The sequence below is a fragment of the Curtobacterium oceanosedimentum genome (assembly GCF_020297365.1).
Lineage (GTDB): Bacteria > Actinomycetota > Actinomycetes > Actinomycetales > Microbacteriaceae > Curtobacterium.
Genome location: NZ_JAIXIG010000043.1, coordinates 1 through 17,389, shown reverse-complemented (window position 1 = coordinate 17,389; position 17,389 = coordinate 1). Strand labels below are relative to the sequence as shown.

The 17,389-nt window shown below is 72.0% G+C and carries 15 protein-coding genes; 4 read left to right on the top strand and 11 right to left on the bottom strand.

What is annotated here, in order from left to right:
- The coding region (locus LEL83_RS15035; RefSeq protein WP_225559418.1) for a phosphatase PAP2 family protein at positions 1-720 on the bottom strand (720 nt) is incomplete at its 3' end.
- 89 nt (positions 721-809) lie between these two features.
- On the opposite strand from LEL83_RS15035, the gene poxB reads away from it, so the two are divergent.
- A complete protein-coding gene (gene poxB / locus LEL83_RS15030; RefSeq protein ID WP_225559417.1) occupies positions 810-2,534 on the top strand; it encodes a ubiquinone-dependent pyruvate dehydrogenase in 1,725 nt (574 codons plus the stop codon).
- Positions 2,535-2,660: 126 nt separating this feature from the next.
- On the opposite strand, the gene LEL83_RS15025 is transcribed toward poxB, so the two are convergent.
- Entirely contained in the window at positions 2,661-3,344 is a 684-nt protein-coding gene (locus LEL83_RS15025) for an SDR family NAD(P)-dependent oxidoreductase (RefSeq protein ID WP_225559416.1), read from the bottom strand.
- 102 nt (positions 3,345-3,446) lie between these two features.
- On the opposite strand from LEL83_RS15025, the gene LEL83_RS15020 reads away from it, so the two are divergent.
- Positions 3,447-4,289, top strand: a complete 843-nt coding sequence (locus tag LEL83_RS15020) for a helix-turn-helix transcriptional regulator (protein WP_225559415.1) — start codon at positions 3,447-3,449, stop codon at positions 4,287-4,289.
- Positions 4,290-4,294: 5 nt separating this feature from the next.
- On the opposite strand, the gene LEL83_RS15015 is transcribed toward LEL83_RS15020, so the two are convergent.
- Positions 4,295-5,077 (bottom strand): SDR family NAD(P)-dependent oxidoreductase, encoded by a 783-nt coding sequence (locus LEL83_RS15015; protein WP_225559414.1) that lies wholly within the window; start codon positions 5,075-5,077, stop codon positions 4,295-4,297.
- A gap of 86 nt (positions 5,078-5,163) precedes the next feature.
- On the opposite strand from LEL83_RS15015, the gene LEL83_RS15010 reads away from it, so the two are divergent.
- Positions 5,164-6,009, top strand: coding sequence for a helix-turn-helix transcriptional regulator (locus tag LEL83_RS15010; protein ID WP_225559413.1), 846 nt, complete (start codon positions 5,164-5,166; stop codon positions 6,007-6,009).
- A 76-nt stretch (positions 6,010-6,085) separates the two neighbouring features.
- Here LEL83_RS15010 and LEL83_RS15005 read toward each other — a convergent pair whose 3' ends face one another.
- From LEL83_RS15005 to LEL83_RS14995, 3 genes are read right to left on the bottom strand one after another with little or no spacing between them, the layout of a single operon-like run.
- Positions 6,086-6,499 carry a RidA family protein gene (locus LEL83_RS15005; RefSeq protein ID WP_225559412.1) on the bottom strand — a complete coding sequence of 138 codons (414 nt, stop codon included), beginning with the start codon at positions 6,497-6,499 and terminating at the stop codon, positions 6,086-6,088.
- A gap of 54 nt (positions 6,500-6,553) precedes the next feature.
- A complete protein-coding gene (locus LEL83_RS15000; protein WP_225559411.1) occupies positions 6,554-6,862 on the bottom strand; it encodes a Dabb family protein in 309 nt (102 codons plus the stop codon).
- A 29-nt stretch (positions 6,863-6,891) separates the two neighbouring features.
- The gene (locus tag LEL83_RS14995) at positions 6,892-7,779 is read right to left on the bottom strand and encodes an SDR family oxidoreductase (RefSeq protein WP_225559410.1); all 888 of its coding nucleotides are present in this window, start codon (positions 7,777-7,779) and stop codon (positions 6,892-6,894) included.
- 90 nt (positions 7,780-7,869) lie between these two features.
- Between LEL83_RS14995 and LEL83_RS14990 the strand changes: the two genes are divergently transcribed.
- Entirely contained in the window at positions 7,870-8,472 is a 603-nt protein-coding gene (locus LEL83_RS14990; protein WP_225559409.1) for a hypothetical protein, read from the top strand.
- A 67-nt stretch (positions 8,473-8,539) separates the two neighbouring features.
- On the opposite strand, the gene LEL83_RS14985 is transcribed toward LEL83_RS14990, so the two are convergent.
- The 5 genes from LEL83_RS14985 to LEL83_RS14965 form a co-directional block, all read right to left on the bottom strand.
- Positions 8,540-9,271 carry a S1 family peptidase gene (locus tag LEL83_RS14985; RefSeq protein WP_198657389.1) on the bottom strand — a complete coding sequence of 244 codons (732 nt, stop codon included), beginning with the start codon at positions 9,269-9,271 and terminating at the stop codon, positions 8,540-8,542.
- Between the two features lie 110 nt (positions 9,272-9,381).
- Positions 9,382-12,171, bottom strand: coding sequence for an alpha/beta hydrolase (locus LEL83_RS14980; protein WP_225559408.1), 2,790 nt, complete (start codon positions 12,169-12,171; stop codon positions 9,382-9,384).
- Between the two features lie 200 nt (positions 12,172-12,371).
- Positions 12,372-13,634 carry an ice-binding family protein gene (locus LEL83_RS14975; RefSeq protein WP_225559407.1) on the bottom strand — a complete coding sequence of 421 codons (1,263 nt, stop codon included), beginning with the start codon at positions 13,632-13,634 and terminating at the stop codon, positions 12,372-12,374.
- A gap of 226 nt (positions 13,635-13,860) precedes the next feature.
- A complete protein-coding gene (locus tag LEL83_RS14970; protein WP_225559406.1) occupies positions 13,861-15,993 on the bottom strand; it encodes an Ig-like domain repeat protein in 2,133 nt (710 codons plus the stop codon).
- A 127-nt stretch (positions 15,994-16,120) separates the two neighbouring features.
- The gene (locus tag LEL83_RS14965; protein WP_225559419.1) at positions 16,121-17,380 is read right to left on the bottom strand and encodes a HupE/UreJ family protein; all 1,260 of its coding nucleotides are present in this window, start codon (positions 17,378-17,380) and stop codon (positions 16,121-16,123) included.
- Positions 17,381-17,389: the final 9 nt, after the last annotated feature.

Here is a 17,389-nt window from a genome sequence, read left to right as displayed (position 1 = left end):
GGGTGGGTGGACTGGGTCATGCCGCGGCCGCAGGAACGGCACCCGCGGCATGACCCAGTCCACCCACACCACCCGGACGCCCGGCGCCACGGCGAGCGCCCACAGGATCGAGGCGGCGGCGTCCGTCGGGTAGTGCACCGCGGCGATGGACACCGCGAAGAACACGACCACGATCGCGACGACCCCCAGGGTCAGCGCCAGGCGGTGCCACCGGGTCTCGCGGAGCAGCCAGATCAGGGCGATGACGAACGCGGTGATGTAGACGGTGTGCCCACTCGGGTACCCGGGGTCGGGCTGCACCGGGAACGGGTGGGGCAGCACGGACACGTCCGGTCGGGCACGGTGCACGATCTCCTTCACGACGGCGGACGGCACCCACGTGATCGCGATCGTGCCGCCGAACGCCATGGCCGGCCGCAGGTCGCGGGTCCGCCACCAGACGACCGCCACGACGACGACCGTGATCCCGATCGCCGGCGCGGGACTGATGACGTGGTAGACGGCGTCGCTGAAGCCGCCGACGACGCCGGTGTGCAGCGCGTTGAGGGCTTTCGACAGCCCGAGGTCCACGGTGCCCAGGGTGAACCCGACCAGGGTGATGACCACGACCGCGACGACGGCCGTCACGACCGAGACCAGCGGGTACGGCGAGCGCTCGAGGATCCCGTACCCGGCAGGTTCCGGGTGGCGGGAGCGGAGGAGCGGCGCGTCGGCGGTCATCCGACCATCGTCCCAGGGCCGCCTGCGGTCGGGTCCGCCACGAGCCTCTGAAAGCACTCAGCGCAGGCGCGCGCGAGTAGACAGGATGCATGCCAACTGTTGCCGAGAACATCGTCGCCACCCTCCGCGCCAACGACGTCGAGCGCGTCTACGGCCTGCCGGGTGACTCCCTCAACGGCTTCACGGACGCCCTGCGCCGGGACGGCACGATCCGGTGGGAGCACGTCCGGCACGAGGAGGCTGCTGCCTTCGCCGCGAGTGCCGAGGCCGGCCTGACCGGGGAGCTGGCCGTCTGCGCGGGCAGCTGTGGCCCCGGCAACCTGCACCTGATCAACGGCCTGTACGACGCGAACCGCTCCCGCGTGCCGGTGCTGGCGATCGCGGCGCACATCCCGACGGCGGAGATCGGTACCGGTTACTTCCAGGAGACCCACCCGCAGGAGCTGTTCCGCGAGTGCTCGGTGTACGTCGAGTACGTCGCCGACCCGGTGCAGATGCCCCGCCTGCTCGAGATCGCGATGCGTGAGGCGGTCGAGAAGCGCGGGGTCGCGGTGCTCGTCATCCCCGGCGACGTGCTGCTCGCCGAGGCGAAGAGCGACCGCGTCTCCCGCATCGAGCGCACCACGCCGCGCATCGTGCCGAGCGACGCCGAGCTGCAGGAGACGGCCGACCTGCTGAACGGGGCGGACAAGATCACGATCCTGGCCGGCGCCGGTGTCGTCGACGCCCACGACGAGGTCGTCGCCCTGGCCGAGCGCCTGCAGGCCCCCATCGTGCACGCCCTGCGCGGCAAGGAGTACATCGAGTACGACAACCCGTACGACGTCGGCATGACCGGGCTGCTCGGCTTCTCGTCCGGCTACCGCGCCATGGAGGACGCCGACGTCGTGCTCATGCTCGGCACCGACTTCCCGTACCCGCAGTTCTTCCCCGAGCAGGCGAAGCACGTGCAGGTCGACATCCGCGGGTCGCAGCTCGGACGCCGGCACCCCGTCGACATCGGGCTGGTCGGCACAGTGAAGGACACCGCGCTCGCGCTCATCCCGCTGCTCACGGGGTCGCACCCGTCGAAGCACCTGCAGGACTCCCTGAAGCACTACCGGAAGACCCGCGAGAAGCTCGACGACCTCGCCGTCCCCGCTGGCCGACACAAGCCGCTGCACCCGCAGTACGTCACCCGGGTGCTCGACCGGCTCGCCGCGGAGGACGCCGTGTTCATCCCCGACGTCGGTTCCCCGGTCGTGTGGGCGTCGCGGTACCTCACCATGAACGGCAAGCGTCGACTGATCGGGTCGTTCTGGCACGGGTCGATGGCGAACGCGGTCTCGCAGGCGATCGGCGCGCAGACGGCGTTCCCGGACCGGCAGGTCATCGCCATGGCGGGTGACGGCGGACTCACGATGCTGCTCGGCGAGCTCGTCACGATCGTGCAGAACGAACTGCCGGTGAAGATCGTCGTGTTCGACAACTCGTCGCTCAACTTCGTCGAGCTCGAGATGAAGGCCGCCGGCTTCGTGAACTACGGCACCGAGCTGACGAACCCGGACTTCGCCGCCGTCGCCGAGGCGATGGGCATCAAGGGCTTCCGGGTCGACGTGTCCGACGACTTCGAGGACGCGATGGCCGCCGCGCTCGCGCACGACGGCCCCGCGCTCGTGTCGGTCCGCGCGAACCGGCAGGAGCTCTCCATGCCCCCGGCCGTCACGCTCGAGCAGGCGAAGGGCTTCACGCTCTACGCCATCCGCACGGTGCTGTCGGGTCGCGGCGACGAGCTGCTGGACCTGGCGTCGACCAACGCGCGCCAGCTGCTGTAGACGCGACCGATCGACGGCCTGGAGGCGCGGTGCCAGCTGGCACCGTGCCTCCCCCCACCGGCACGGCCGGTACGCCGCTGGCGCGTCGACCCGGAACCGGCGGCGTGGGCCCGGTCCGTCGCGGCGTCACCACCCGAGCGGCTGGCCGTCCTCCAGGAACACGCCGGTCGGGCCCTCCGGGCCGGCGCTCGCGGCGGCCGCGATCGTGGCCGCGCTCACCTCGACGGGGCGACCGTGCGGGTTCGGCATGCCACCGAACTCGGTGGCCGTGTAGCCGGGTTCGACGGCGACGAAGTGCACCTCGGGCGCGATCTTCGCGTACTGCACCGTCAGCATCGAGACGGCCGCCTTCGATGCGCCGTAGACCACGGCCGGCACGGTGAACGCGGGCTTCGACGGGTCGTGGGTGGCGGTGAACGAGCCGAGCGCACTCGAGAGGTTCACCACGATCGGGTTCGCGGAGCGGCGCAGGAGCGGCAGCGCGGCCTCGGTCGCGCGGATCGTGCCGACGGCGTTCGTGTCGAACACGGCGAGCGCCTGGGGGCCGTCCTGCCCCCACACGGCGATGCCGGCGTTGTTGACGAGGACATCGAGTCCGCCGTTCGCCGCGACGTGCGCGAAGGCGGCGGCGACCGAGGCGTCGTCGCGGACGTCGAGCTGCACGGAGCGGGCGCCGATCTCGGCGGCGACCGCCGCTCCCTGTTCGGCGTCGCGGGCGCCGATCCAGACCGTGTGACCGGCCTCGACGAGCTGGCGGGCGGTTTCCTTGCCGAGGCCGCGGGTGGCCCCGGTGATGAGTGTCGTTGTCATGGCCCCAGCGTCGCCCTCGTGCCGTCGGGCAGGGAGTCGCCCGGTTGTCGTAGGACTGGCGGGGCCAGGACTCGCGGGCCGCCGCGCGCGCAGACTGAGGTCATGGCGGACACGGACTTCGGGCACACCCTGCGGCGGCTGCGCGACCACGTCACCCCGGCCGCGGCGGGCGTCGTCGTCGGACCGCGTCGACGAGCGGCGGGGCTCCGGCGAGAGGAGCTCGCGGGCCTGGCAGGGATCTCCGCCGACTACCTGACCCGGCTCGAGCAGGGGCGGGCGACCTCGCCGTCGGCGCAGGTCGTCGAGGCGCTCGTCCGGGCGCTCCGCGTCACCGACGCCGACCGCGAGCTGCTCTACCGCCTGGCCGGCCACGCCGTCCCCGGCGCCGACGTCGTGCCGACGCGGATCCCGCCGAGCGTGCAGCGGCTGCTCGACCGGCTGGCGGACACCCCCGTCGCGGTCCTCGACGCCGCCGGCAACCTGCTCGTCGCGAACGCCCCCTACGACGCCCTCATGGGACCGATCGCCGCGCTCCGCGGCCACGAGCGGAACACCACCTGGCGGCACCTGGTCGGCTCCGGCAGCCGCGCCGTGCACACGCCCGACGAGCAGGCCGCGTTCGAGGAGACCCTGGTCGCCGGCCTCCGGATGACCGCGGCCCGCTACCCGCTCGACCGCCAGCTGCAGCAGCTCGTGCGCGACCTGCGTGCGGCCAGCCCCCGGTTCGTCGAACTGTGGGACTCGGGCGCGACGGCGCTGGGCGAGACCGCCCGCCGGAAGGTGATCGACCACCCGGACGTCGGCCTGATCACGCTGGACTGCGACACCCTGGTCGTCGGGCCGGAGGACCTGCGGATCCTCGCCTACACGGCCGAGCCGGGGACGGCGGACGCGGAGCGGCTGGCCCTCGCGGTGGTCGTGGGGGCGCAGGCGTTGGTGGAGTGAGGGCGTCAGGCCCCCGCTCCCCCGTCGACGGGGACGATCGCGCCGGTGACCATCGAGGCGCGGTCGCTGAGCAGCCACGCCGCGACCTCGGCGACCTCGATCGGCTCAGCCATCCGACCCAGCGGGACCGAGGCGTTGATCTGCTCGGTGACGCCCGGGGTCGCGGCCTCCCACGCCTCGATCATCTCGGTCGCCGTGCCGCCCGGCGTGATGCCGTTCACCCGGATGTGCTCGGGCGCCCAGGTGACGGCCGCCGTCTCGGTGATGCTGTTCAGCGCCCGCTTCATCGCGCCGTAGGCGGGCAGCGCCGGGTTGGCGCGACGGCTGCCGATGCTCGACGTGTTCACGATGGCACCCGCACCGGATCGACGCATGAGCGCAGCCTCGGCGGTCATCGCCACCCAGTGGCCGCGGAAGTTCACGGCGAACTGGGTGTCGATGTCCTCGTCGCTGGTGCTGTCGAGGGGGCCGGGCTGCTGGATGGTCGCACCGTTGTTGAAGGCGCCGTCGAGTCGGCCGTGGAGCTCGTCGACGCGGGCGACAGCGGCCCGGATGCTGGCGGGGTCGGCCAGGTCGAGCGCGACGGCGTCCGCGGTGCCGCCGGCCGCGCGGACCTCGGCGACGAGGTCGGCGAGTGCGTCCGTGCTGCGGGCGGCGAGGACGACCCGAGCCCCCTCACGGGCGAAGAGCCGGGCCGCTGCCGCACCGATGCCGCGGCTCGCACCGGTGATGAGGACGACCTTGTCGGCGAGGAGTCCGGCGTGGGTGGTGGTGGGTTCGTTGGTCATGCCGACAGCGTGGGGCCGGGCGGGAGCGTGGATACAGGTACGAGCGGTACCAGGATCCGGCGCGCACACGGGAGCAGGATCGGGGCATGGACAAGCCCGAACTCGCCGCCTTCCTGCGCTCGCGACGCGAACGGCTCCGGCCGGAGGACGTCGGGCTGCCGACGGGACCCCGGCGGCGCACGCCGGGCCTCCGCCGCGAGGAGGTCGCGGTCCTCGCCCACATCTCCACCGAGTACTACGTGCGCCTCGAGCAGGGGCGGGCACCGCGGCCGTCCGCCGAGGTCCTGGCCGGGATCGCCGGCTCCCTCCGCCTGACGCCGGCCGAGTCCGACCACCTGCACGCCCTGGCCGGCACGGCACCGCTGCAGGCCGGACGGGTCCAGCGCGAGGTCCGGCCGAGCATCCTCGCCCTCGTCGAGCGGCTGCCGCAGACCGCCGCGATCGTGCTGTCCGCGACGTTCGAGGTGCTCGCCTGGAACCCGCTCGCGGCGGCGCTGCTGGAGGACTTCGGCGCGCTCGCGCCCGAGGAACGGAACCTGGCCCGCCGCGCGTTCCCCTCGGACCCGCAGCCCGACGCGGCCCCGTACGGCATCGCCGACGGCGCCGAGTTCCGACAGCACGTCGTCATGCAGCTGCGCACGAGCCGGACACGGTACCCGGACGACCCCGAGCTGCTCGGCCTGGTCGACGAGCTCCGGGACGGCAACGCCGAGTTCGCCCGACTGTGGGACCGGCACGACGTGCAGACCTCGCCCGTCCTGACGAAGACGTTCCACCACGCGGCGGTGGGCACGGTCACGGTCGACTGCGACAGCCTCGCGCTCACCGACCAGGACCAGCACCTCGTGCTCTACACGGCGCCCGTCGGCTCACCCGATGCCGACGCCCTCGCCCTGCTCGGACTGCTCGGGCGGGAGGTGGTCGGGCGCTGACGAGACCGGGATCGGGACCGACGGAGCGAGCACCGACGACGCGGGTCCGGCGAGCAGGCCAGCGAGGTCAGCGAGGTCAGCGGTCGTCGGGGACCGCCGCCACCGCCTCGATCTCGACGAGCTGGTCGTCGTAGCCGAGCACGGTCACACCGAGCAGCGTGCTCGGCACGTCGTGCTCCCCGAAGGCGTCCCGGACGACGTCCCACACGGCGACGAGGTCGGCTTGCCGCGTGGTGGCGACCAGCACCCGGGTGCTCGCGACGTCCTCCATCGACGCACCGGCGGCACGCAGGGCCTCCCGCAGCGTCTCGATGCACTTCGCCGCCTGTCCGGCGTGGTCCCCGACTGCGGCGGTCGATCCGTCGGACTCGAGCGGGCAGGCACCGGCGAGGAAGACGAGCCGGGTACCGCCCGGCACCACGGACGCGTACGCGTACTCCGCGCGGTCGCTGAGGACGTCGGACCGGACGAGGCGGACAGCACTGGCCATGTCGTCATCCTGCCAGTGGCCCGCCCCGTCCGGTCGGGCGTCGCGCGCGGACGGCTACTCGGCGTCCTCGACGTCCTCGACGTCGAACACGACCACGCGGGCGCTCGAGGCGCCGATGTACTCGGCGACCGGGCGGTGCTCCGGGTGCGGCAGGTACCCGGCGAGGGCGTCCTGGTCGCGGAACCGCACGACCAGCATCCACTCGAAGCCGCCCTCCTTGCCCTCGGTGCTGACGCTGGGGCCTGCCTGCACCGACTCGACGCCCTCGATCCGCGGCAGGTGCTCGCGCGACAGCCTCGAGGCCTCGACGGACCGGTCGTCGCCGTCCCACTCCACCAGCACGGTGTGCGTCACTGCGGACACGGTGTCTCCTGTCTCTTCGTCGTCGTCGATCAGAAGGCGGGGGTGCCGCCGGCGATCGTGATGGTCGAACCGGACTGGTAGCTCGACTCCGGGCTGACCAGGTGCACGTAGGCGGCACCGAGCTCGGCAGGCTGGCCGGGGCGACCGAACGGCGAGCTCTCGCCGAAGTGCGACACCGTCTCGGCGTCGTCGGAGCCCGGCTGCAGCGGGGTCCACACCGGCCCCGGGGCGACGGAGTTCACGCGGATGCCCTTGGGCGCGAGCTGCTGCGCGACGGCCTCGGTGAAGAGCTTGATCGCGCCCTTCGACACGGCGTAGTCGATCTTGTCGGGCGACGGCGTCGACGCCTGGATCGAACCGGTGGTGACGATGGTCGATCCCGGCTCCAGGTGCGGGACGGCGGCCTTCGTCAGCCAGAACAGCGAGTAGATGTTGGTCTTGAACGTCGAGTCGAACATCGACGTGTCGAGCGTCAGGATGTCGTCGTTGCTGTCCATCCGCCCGGCGACCATCACCAGGGTGTCCAGGCCGCCGAACTCGTCGACGCCCTTCTGTACCAGGTCGATGCAGTACTGCTCGTCCGAGATGTCGCCCGGGAACAGGACGGCACGACGCCCCTCGGACTCGAGCAGGTCGCGGACCTGCTCGGCGTCCTCCTGCTCGTCGGGCAGGTACGACAGCACCAGGTCGGCACCTTCGCGCGACAGGGCGATCGCGGCGGCACGGCCGATGCCGGAGTCGGCGCCGGTCACGATGCCGCGGTAGCCGGTCAGCCGCTCCTTGCCGACGTAGCTGTCCTCACCGTGGTCGGGCTTCGGGTCCATCTTCCACGCGGCACCCGGCAGCGACTGCTCCTGCTTCGGGTACGGCGGTGCGGGGTAGAGGGTGTTCGGATCGCGCTTGTCGTACTGGCTCATGGGGCCACTGTCGTCGTCGTGCGTGAACGCGCCCTCAGCGTCACGCTCCGGCGCGGTGCTCGCCCCTGGTGCGCCGGGTACGGTGCAGGCGTGACGGAGGCGCACTGGGTCGAGTTCGACGACGAGCCGAAACGGCGGGTCTTCCGTGCGCGCTTCCGCCGGATGATGCCGTTCTTCCTGGTGCTCGGAGCGGCGAGCGCGTTCCTCCCGAGGGGCGGCGAGAGCCTGTTCGAGCTGCTCGGGTGGATGGCCGTGCCGATCTGCTTCGCCGGGACCGGTCTGGTCCTCGCGGCGCTGTGGGGCCTCGTGCTGCTGCAGACCCGTCCCTTCGCGATCGACGTCGGTCGTGGGCGCGTCCGGATCCGCGGACGGACGCTCGCGTTCTCCGACGTGGACGTGGCCGAGCTCGACCCGATCACGAACAACGAACCGGACATGCTCTCGCTGCGGTTCGGCAGGCGTCGCGGAAGCAAGATCTCCCTGCTCGTCCGCGAGGGCCGGGAAGCCGCGATCACCGGCGAGCGCCGAGCGGCGCTGCTCGCCCTGATCGCCGGTTCGTCGATCACCCGGCCGTCGAGTCGCCACGACCCGGAGGGCACGTTCGCCCGTTGCAACTTCCCCGGCACCCTGGACGAGGCGGGAGCCGCCAGCGTCGTCTGCGACCCGCCCCAGGTGGGCGAGCCGGGTCCCTGAAGACGGCTGGACGACGGACGGGAGGCACGGTACGGGCCCGCACCGCGCCTCCCGTCCGTCAGCTGGTTCAGACGCCTGCCGTGGTGCGGATCCAGGACGACGCCTGCGACAGCAGGGCGTAGTTCGAGCCGGCCCGGGTGTTCGCGCCGGGGTCGGCGCTGTCGCCGGTCGAGCACACCGCGACGACCTTGCCGTTGACGAGCAGCGGGCCACCGGAGTCACCGTGGTTGGACGCGCCGGTCACCCCGGTGAGGTGCTGGGCGCGACCGCCGAAGGCGTCGGTGCTGGCACCGGTGAGCGAGACCGTGGCCTGGTACAGGCCGTCGGACTGCGTCGCGTTCGCGCGGAGGCCGTAGCCCTGGATGGTGCCGGTGCCGCTCGACTTCGCGGTCGCGGTCAGGTCGAGGGGTGCGTAGCTGGACAGCGCGTACGAGCTGCGCAGGTGCACGAGTGCGATGTCTCCGGCGGGCGAGGTGCTCACGCGGTCGACCGCGACGGCGGAGCCGCGGTTGACCGTGGAGTTCGAGTGGTAGACGTTCATCGCGCCGATGCCGTCGATGCAGTGCCGGGCCGTGAGGATCCACGAGGCGTTGAGCTGCTCGCCGGTGCAGGTGCTGACGTAGCCGGACGGGATGGAACCGCCGGACGCCTCGAGCTGCACCGCCCACGACGTGGTGGGGGCCTTCTCGCCGCCGACGACCTTCGTGCTGACGGGCAGCGCGGACGCGGGCGAGGCGGCGAACACGCCGGCGGTGACGACGGCGACCGCGGCGAACGCGGCTGCGATGGACTTCTTCATGACGACTCCTCTGTCGGTGAAGCACCTGCCAGTTGCTCTGTGCAACTGATGGGTCATCTTCACCCCCCGTTCCGGGGTCGCACCAGTCCGCACTTCGACCGACCCCCGGGTCACCGTGTCGTCGTGAAGGTGCCCCTCGCTCGCTGGTCGGAGCCGTACCCGCGGGCGTGCACGACGTGCGTGCCGGTACCGAGCGACGCCACGGTCCCCGTGATCTTCAGCCGGACCTTGCCGTCGGCGTTCGCCGTGGTGCGGGTGGCTCGTCCGCCGTCGACGCTCACCGTGACCGACTCGCCGGCACGGAAGCCGGTCGCCGAGATCGCGACCTTGCCGCCCTTCCGGACACTCGTCGGGGTGACCGCGATGGTCGTGCTCGTCGCCTGGGCCTCGGCGCAGGCGTCACCCGGGGTCCCGACGGCCGGCGCCGACGCGACGGCCCGATCCCACTCGTTCCGCACGCCGTCGTCCTCGCGGATGCGCATCGTGCCGATCGAGTCGCCGATGACCGAGCCGCCCTGCGTGTTGCTGACGGTCATCGGGTAGTCGACGAGCCGGGAGGACGAGGGGGTGCGGTCGCCGTTCACCGACACGGCGACCGCCTTGCAGACCTCGCCGGGCTGGAACGTGATCGGCTTGACGGCCGGTCGGATGCGCTCGTCGTAGGCCTGGTCGAGGTCGAAGAACACCGTGGTGGCCTGCTCGGCCGGGCGGGACAGCACGACCGCGGCGCGGACCACCGTGCGACCACGGCCCTCGTCGACGAAGCGGTCGGCGATGCGGGCAGTGGGACGGTCCGTGACCGTCGGGCTGCCCAGCGTCGCGGCGGGGAGCGCCGACAGGTCGCTCAGCAGCACGCCGCCGGTCTTCGCGGGCACGTCGATCGTCACCTCGCGCACGGTGGCCAGGTCGACGCCGGTGAACGAGGCGAGCGGCAGGCGGGCCTGCTGCAGCAGGGTCTTGCGCGGGGCGTCACGGGTGCCCGGCATGACCTGCCCGGCACGGCTGACGTCGGCGATGCGTCGGGTGGCGGTCGCGCCGGAGGCGTCTCGGAGCGTGATCGACAGGTCGGCGTTCTTCGTCGCGGTGTCGTCCGGGGTCAGCCGGAGCGAGAGCGCCTGGAACCCGGAGAGGTCACCGGCGGCGGCCGCGACCGGCACGTGCACCTGACCGCCGGTCGCCGCAGCGGTCGGGGTGACGTGCAGCGAGGGGGTCGCCGGGACGGACGCGGCGAACCAGGACGGCGTGAAGTCCGGCGCGTTCGACATCATCGAGACGCACGCGGGCAGGGACTGCTTGGCCGGCAGGAAATCGGTGCTCGCACAGTTCGTCGCGCGGAGGGCACCGGTCGTGGTGATCGCGCGGTCGGCGGTGTCGAACCGGGCGAGGTCGCGACGAGCGGCCCCGGGCTGCGACGCGCTGACGCGGACGTCGGCGTCGGCGAGCGCCGCGGGCTGGCGGTTCGTGCCGTCGAACATCGGCAGGAACTGCTGGTCGCCGTCGAGCGTCAGGCGGAAGAACCCGCTGATCAGGCGTGTGCCGACGGCGTCCTGCGCGTCGGCGGAGAGCCGGGTGGTCCGCTTCCCCTTCGCCCCGCAGACCGCGTCGGACTGGTCCCACCAGTCGTCGGACGACGCCTTGGCGTACTTGCCGGGGGTCCACGTGGTGTTGAAGAAGTTGTGGTTCGCCCCCATCACCAGCACCGACGACCGCAGGACGTCGTCACCGAAGGCCGTGCGGGAGTCGTCGAAGAAGTGCTGGCCCTGCAGGTCGGACACGTCGCCGTCGCAGTACGGCAGCACGACCGCCGTGTTCGTGTCCGGCAGGGTCATGCGGCCGAAGTCGGTCGGGGCGAGCGGCAGCACCGCGTGGATGCCGAACGGGCTCGTCCGCTGCATGTTGAGCAGGGCGGCGCGGACGACACCGTCGCCACCGCGCGAGTGCCCCATGAGCCCGACGTCCTGCAGGTCGAGCTTGCCGGTGAGCAGCGGGGACAGGCGCGGCTCCTGGCCGGCGTCGGCGCGCTGCAGCAGGGCGAGGTGGTCGAGCACGAGCTGTCCGCGGGCGACCGCCCCGCCGTCGTCGGCGTAGCTGCCGTCCAGGGCGTTGATCGCGTTCGCCGAGATCGACACGACGACGTTGCCGCGGCTGGCGAGTGCGGTCGCCGCGGCGTCGTAGCCGCGGTGGCTCGGGATGTCGGTCTGCCCCGGACCGCACGGCCAGGCCCGCGGGTTGGGCGTCCCGCCGTAGCACGCCTCGTGGCGGCCGTGCAGGAAGACCACGACCGGCCGTTCGCCGGGTGCGTCCTTCGGCACGAAGACCGCGGCACGCATCTCGCCCTTGCGGCCGAAGCCCTTCAGCGCGACGGCCTCGGCACCCAGGTCGTAGTCGGCGCGCGCGACCCGGTACTGTCCGGCCGCGGCGGGGTCCTCGGTCAGCGGCGCGGCCTCGTCGCTCGGAGCCGTCGTCTGCGGCGCGGTCGGCGCCTGCCGGTTGCCCCGCAGGTCGGCGTCGCCCGACCACCCGAGTTCGACGCTCCGGGCGTCGGCGACCGCGGGGTCGGCCGTCGTGACCGTCAGCTGTCGCCGGTCCAGGCTCGTCTGCGCGGCGCCGATGTCCGTGCCGTCGACGAGCAGCACCGGGGCCGCCGCACGGAGGGGCAGGGGTTCGTCGAGGTCGAGCACGACGGTGAACCCGCCGTCGGTCGGCGTGACCGTCCAGCCGTCGCCCTGCGCGACGGGTGTCCCGGCGGTGGTGATCGTCGTCGCGGCCGGAGCGTTGCCCGGTGCCGCACTGGCGGGCACCGCGGCGATCGCGCCGGAGACGACCAGCGCCCCGGCCACGAGTGTCGAACACGCGATCTGCAGTGCGGTGGTGGATCGTCGTCTCGGCGAACGGTTCACGGTGGTCTCCCCTGGTGCTGCGGTCGTGCGCCCCGCACGCTCCGTCGCCACAGTAGGGAGCGCCGACGGCGGGGCGGATCACCCTGGAGGATGAGGTCGGGCCGCCGAGCCTGAGGGTCCTCACCGGAACGGCGACCGGGGAGCGCGCACGACGACGGCCCCGCGACCGGGGTCGCGGGGCCGTCGGACGTGCTGGTCGGTCAGATCCGGCCGACGGTGCGGCGGCGACGGAGCAGGACGAGGAGCGTGGCTCCCGCTGCCAGGAGCGCGGCGGCGATGCTCAGCGGGACGGTCGGGTCCGAACCGGTGAACGCGAGCTCGCCCGTGGGCTGGGCGGTGCCGCTCCCGGTGCCGGTGCCGCCACCGGCGACCGCGGTCGCGGGGCCGCTCGGGGTGTCGGTGGGCACCACTGCGGGTGCGGTCGGGGTGGGCGTCGCGGTCGGTACCGGAGCCGGGGCGCGGACGGTGATCGTGACGACGCTGGTGTCGTCCGGGCTGGTGCCGTTCGATGCGGTGATCGTCACGGTCGAGGTGCCCGGGGTGGTCGGGGTGCCCGAGATGACGCCGGTGGTGCTGTCGATCGTCAGGCCGTCGGGCAGGCCAGTGGCGGTGAAGGTCGGGTTCGGGGTGCCGGTCGCGGTGACGGTGGACGAGTACGGCACGTCCACGGTGCCGTCGGACGGGGTCCCCGAGGTGATGGTCGGCGACTCGGACGGCGTGCCCGGCGCGGGGCAGCCGTCGGAGGCCGTGATCGTGTTCGTGTCGAGGGTGACCGCGCCGGTGCGGGCCAGCAGTCGGCCCTGCACCGTCGCGCCGGTGGTGGCGGTCACGGACTGCTGCGCCAGGACGGTGCCCTGGAACGCGGCGCCGGTACCGACGGTGGCGGAGCTGCCGACCTGCCAGAACACGTTGCACGAGCTCGCACCGCCGGTGATCACGATCTGGCTGGCGGATCCGATGGTCAGGGTCGACGCGGCCTGGAACACCCACACGGAGTCCGCGCTGCCGGCCAGGGTCAGCGCACCGTTGTCCGCCAGGGCGAGGGCGCCGCCGGAGTACACGCCGGGCGAGAGCGAGCGGCCGTTCAGCTCGGTCAGACCGGTCTGGGTCGGGGAGAGCGACGCGGCGACGTCGTACGCGGTGGTGGTGTCGCGCTGGGCCTGTGCGGCTGCTGCGTCGGTCTGGTGCGTGGTGCCGTTGACGACGCCGTTCGGTGCGCCGCCGAAGCCGGTGATGGACGTGCCCGGCGACAACCCGAGGTCGCCGTTGATCACGGAGGGGCCGGTGTTCGTGACCGCGCTCGCGCCGAGGACGCCGTAGGTCGACGCGGTGCCCAGGTCGACGGGTCCGTCGATGACGGTCGCGGCCGATGCCGCGCCGGCGCTGCCGAACGTGATCACCGCGGCGACGGCGGCGATCGAGACGGCGAGGAAGGGTGCTCGGACGGAGCGGGGTGTGTGCACGGTGTGCCTCTGCCTGCTGGGAGAGGCGAGGGTTCGTCGGAGACGAGCGCGCATTCTCGGTGACTCGAAGTATGCGCCCGGATCCCGCAGCCACCTAGGGATCCGCGGACATCGGGGCGAACCTGGCAGTCGGTCGGTGCGCACGTACCCCGCCGGGTCCGCCGGCCGGCTCCGACACGACGAGGGCCCCACGACCGGAGTCGCGGGGCCCTCGCTGTGTGCGGTGCTACTTGATGACGACCGAGATGGTCGGGCTGGTGCTCGTCGTGAGCTCCGAGGTCCCGGCGAAGACGGCGTGCAGCTTGTGCGGGCCCTTCTTCAGCGGGAGCTTCGTGGTGACGACGCCGTCCTTGACCGTGACGGTGGCGAGGCGCTTCGAGCCCTGGTAGATCCGGGCGGTGCCGTCGACGCTGAAGCCGGTGGCCTTCACCTGGACCGTCGCCTTGCCACCGCTGTACTTGATGGCGGTGCGCGACGGGGCCTTCTCGACGGTGACCGTCATGGCCTTCGCCGTGGAGTCGGTCCCCGAGTAGGTCGAGTCCGCGTTGACGAACTGCGCGGTCAGGGCGTGCTTGCCGATGGCGAGCGTGCTCGGCAGCGTCATGCTCGCCGCGCCGTCCTTCACCGGAGCGGTGCCGAGCACCTTCGCGCCGTCCTTGAACGTCACGGTGCCCTGCTGGACGCCGATGCCGCCGGCGATGGTCGCGGTGACCGTGACCGGCTTCGCGGTGCGGTAGGTCTGCTCGTCGGCCGACGACGACAGGGTCGTCGTGGTGGCGGGCAGCGTGGCGTGCAGGTCGAACTGGTCGACCGTCGAACCGATCGGCGCCGGGTCGGCCGAGGCCGTCGGCTGCAGCGTCACACCGCAGCTGTCGACCTTGCCGTGCTGGACGGCCGAGTTGAGCGTGGCGCAGTCGCTGGCGCGGATGTTCTCGATGGCCAGCTTCTCGTCGGTGACCGACACCTTCACGAAGGTGCGGACGTGCTCCTGGTTCTCGACCGAGTTGGTGAAGTGACGCTGACCGGTGGGGTCGAGCGGGTCCGCGCCGTAACCGCCCTGGGTGGCGTCCGGGGTGGTGAGGTCGTAGTACTTCGAGCCGGAGGCCGAGTTCGCGGTCATGTAGATGACGCCGCCGGGGCCGGAGAAGACCTCGGGAGCAGCGGGCTGCTCGTTGACGTTGGCCTTCTTGCCGTTCTTGATCGCGTAGCTGCGCGAGTAGGAGTGGTCGTGGCCCTGCAGGACGAGGTCGACGCCCATGTCCGAGAACGCCCGCGTGAAGTCGAACCGGCGCTGCTGGTTGTCACGGTCGTTCGCGTGGTCGGCCGGCGAGTAGATCGAGTGGTGGTAGACCAGCGTCGTCCACTTCGCGTCGTCGCCGTGGCGGTTGATCACGTCGCGCACGTAGTTGACGTGCGAGCCGTCCGAACCGGCGGTGTAGGCGTTCGAGTTGATGTCGATGAACAGGACGCCCTTGTACATGTACCAGTAGTCACCGCCCGAGTTCGCGGTGCTGTTGCCGCCCGGGTAGAAGTCCGGCACCTTGAGCGAGTTCGGCACCTGGTTGTGCTGCTCGTACGCCTTGCCGCCCACGTCGTGGTTGCCGATGGTCGAGGCCCACGGGTAGCGCTTCAGCACGTCGCTGCTGTCGGCGAACGCGCCCCACTCGTACTCGTTGTTGGCGTGCTCGACCTGGTCGCCGCCGGAGACGAGGAGCTCGGCGTCCGGCTCGGTCCGCGTGGCGTACTCGAGCGTGTCCGCCCAGCCGGCGCCGTCGTCGTCGGTGAAGCCCGACGAACCGATCTGCGGGTCACCGAAGAACAGGAAGTCGAAGTCGCCGGAGAAGCTCTTCGTGGTGAACGTGTACGACGCCGACCAGGCCGAGCCGTCCGCGGCACCGACGTGGTAGGTGTACGAGGTGTTCGGCTTGAGGGCCGAGATCGTCGCGTGCGCGTTGACGTAGCCGGACTGCGCGGCGATGCCCTCGATGTTCCGGGTGTTCGAGTCCGTCGTGCTCGTGTCGGCGGCGGTGTTCGCGGCCTTCGAGGCGGCGATGGTCCGCTTGGCGTCGGTGAAGACGCCGTCGGTCATCGACGCGGTCTCCTGGATCTCGAGCGACTGCGCGACGTTCGTGGGGAAGTACCACGAGGCGATGCGCTGGCTCTCGGTCGCGCCGACGCCGAGCAGGATGTGGATGGGGCCACCGGTCGAGATGTTCGTGGTGGGGGTGTTCGTCGCCGCGGTGGCGGTGTTCGTGCCGACCACCGAGGCGCCGGCGATGAGCGCGGCCCCGAGGACGGCTCCGCAGACGCGGAGGGTGGTGGATCTGCGCCGGGTAGTGGCGCCGGACAGGAGACTCATGGGGGTCCGTTTCTCAGACGTGGGATGGTGCAGCACGGAAGACTCTGCATGCACTGCAAAACGTCTTGGTGAACGCTGAGTGACGCTTCGCCGTCGGGCCGACGCCGATCCGTCGTCGGCCCGCAGGTCAGCCCGCCGCCAGGCGCTCGACGAACCAGATCATGCCCATCACGAACACCCCCGCGGTGACGATCCCGGTGACCCAGAGCGACGCCCGGTGCGCCTTCCGCCGCAGCAGCGACAGGGGCGGGAACACGATGACGATGATCGCGAGCTGCACGGCCTCGATGCCGATGTTGAAGACGAGGAGCGACACGAGCAGCTGCCACGAGAACGCCTCGTGGATGCCGAGGGCCCCAGCGAAGCCGAGCCCGTGGATGAGCCCGAACGCGAAGACGACCGCCAGGCGCGTCCACCCGGACCGGTCGAGCGCGAAGTGCCCGTGCTCGCCGACGACGAGCTCGTCCGCCCGCGAGCGACGGCGCCAGAGCCGCCACAGGTACCAGCCGGCGACCGCGGCGATCGACAGCGCGATGAGGGGCTCGACCACGATCGCGGGCGGGCTGACCACGCCGAGCGCGGCGAGGATGAACGTGATCGAGTGCGCGACCGTGAAGGCGGACGCCGTGTAGACGACCTCGCGCAGGCGCCGCGACCCGGCGATGAGCGCGACGAGGAACAGGATGTGGTCGATCCCGGACAGCAGGTGCTCCGCGCCGAGGCGGAAGAACTCCCAGAAGCGCTCCCCCGCCGACTGCTCGGTCGAGAACGAGGGCTGTTCGGCGTCGAGGGTGGCCGAGCCCGTCCGGTCGTCGACGTCGTACGTGACGATCGTCTTGGTGTCGCGCACGAACGACTCGTCGTCGGGGAACAGCTCCGACGACACCACGTGGCCGGACTGCGTCTCCGACGGCTCCGGGCAGGTGAAGTCCACCGCGACCTGGGCGTAGGGCACCTCGTCCTGGATGTCGACCGCGACCGTGTCGTCGAGCTCGCCCGTGCAGGCCTGCCCGCCGGCACCGGTGACCGTGAACCGGTCGAGGACGTACTCCCCGATCGCGTCGGTGTGCGCCTCGGCCGCCGTCACCATGCCGGGGAAGTCGCCGTCGTCCCAGGCCCGCTGGCCCTGCTCGTGCAGTGCGTCGTCGTGCTCGCTCGTGGCGACCGACACGAGCATCAGGTCGTACTCGAGCCCGAGCTCGGCCCGCACCGACTCGGGCTCCGTCGACGTGACGTCGGCGTGGACGACCGAGCTGAAGCCGTGCGCCGACGCGGGCGCCGCCGCCAGCAGTCCGACGACGACCACCCCGAGGAGCACGAGTGCCGCGACGACCCGTGCGACGAGCGCGGACGGGCCGGATCGTCTGCGCGTGACCTCCGGAACCACCGCTGCGCT

What these genes read in the sequence shown, in the direction of transcription:
- poxB (WP_225559417.1), top strand. Translation starts at nt 810, where the DNA reads ATGCCAACTGTTGCCGAGAACATCGTCGCCACCCTCCGCGCCAACGAC.
- LEL83_RS15025 (WP_225559416.1), bottom strand. Translation starts at nt 3,344, where the DNA reads ATGACAACGACACTCATCACCGGGGCCACCCGCGGCCTCGGCAAGGAA.
- LEL83_RS15020 (WP_225559415.1), top strand. Translation starts at nt 3,447, where the DNA reads ATGGCGGACACGGACTTCGGGCACACCCTGCGGCGGCTGCGCGACCAC.
- LEL83_RS15015 (WP_225559414.1), bottom strand. Translation starts at nt 5,077, where the DNA reads ATGACCAACGAACCCACCACCACCCACGCCGGACTCCTCGCCGACAAG.
- LEL83_RS15010 (WP_225559413.1), top strand. Translation starts at nt 5,164, where the DNA reads ATGGACAAGCCCGAACTCGCCGCCTTCCTGCGCTCGCGACGCGAACGG.
- LEL83_RS15005 (WP_225559412.1), bottom strand. Translation starts at nt 6,499, where the DNA reads ATGGCCAGTGCTGTCCGCCTCGTCCGGTCCGACGTCCTCAGCGACCGC.
- LEL83_RS14995 (WP_225559410.1), bottom strand. Translation starts at nt 7,779, where the DNA reads ATGAGCCAGTACGACAAGCGCGATCCGAACACCCTCTACCCCGCACCG.
- LEL83_RS14985 (WP_198657389.1), bottom strand. Translation starts at nt 9,271, where the DNA reads ATGAAGAAGTCCATCGCAGCCGCGTTCGCCGCGGTCGCCGTCGTCACC.
- LEL83_RS14970 (WP_225559406.1), bottom strand. Translation starts at nt 15,993, where the DNA reads ATGAGTCTCCTGTCCGGCGCCACTACCCGGCGCAGATCCACCACCCTC.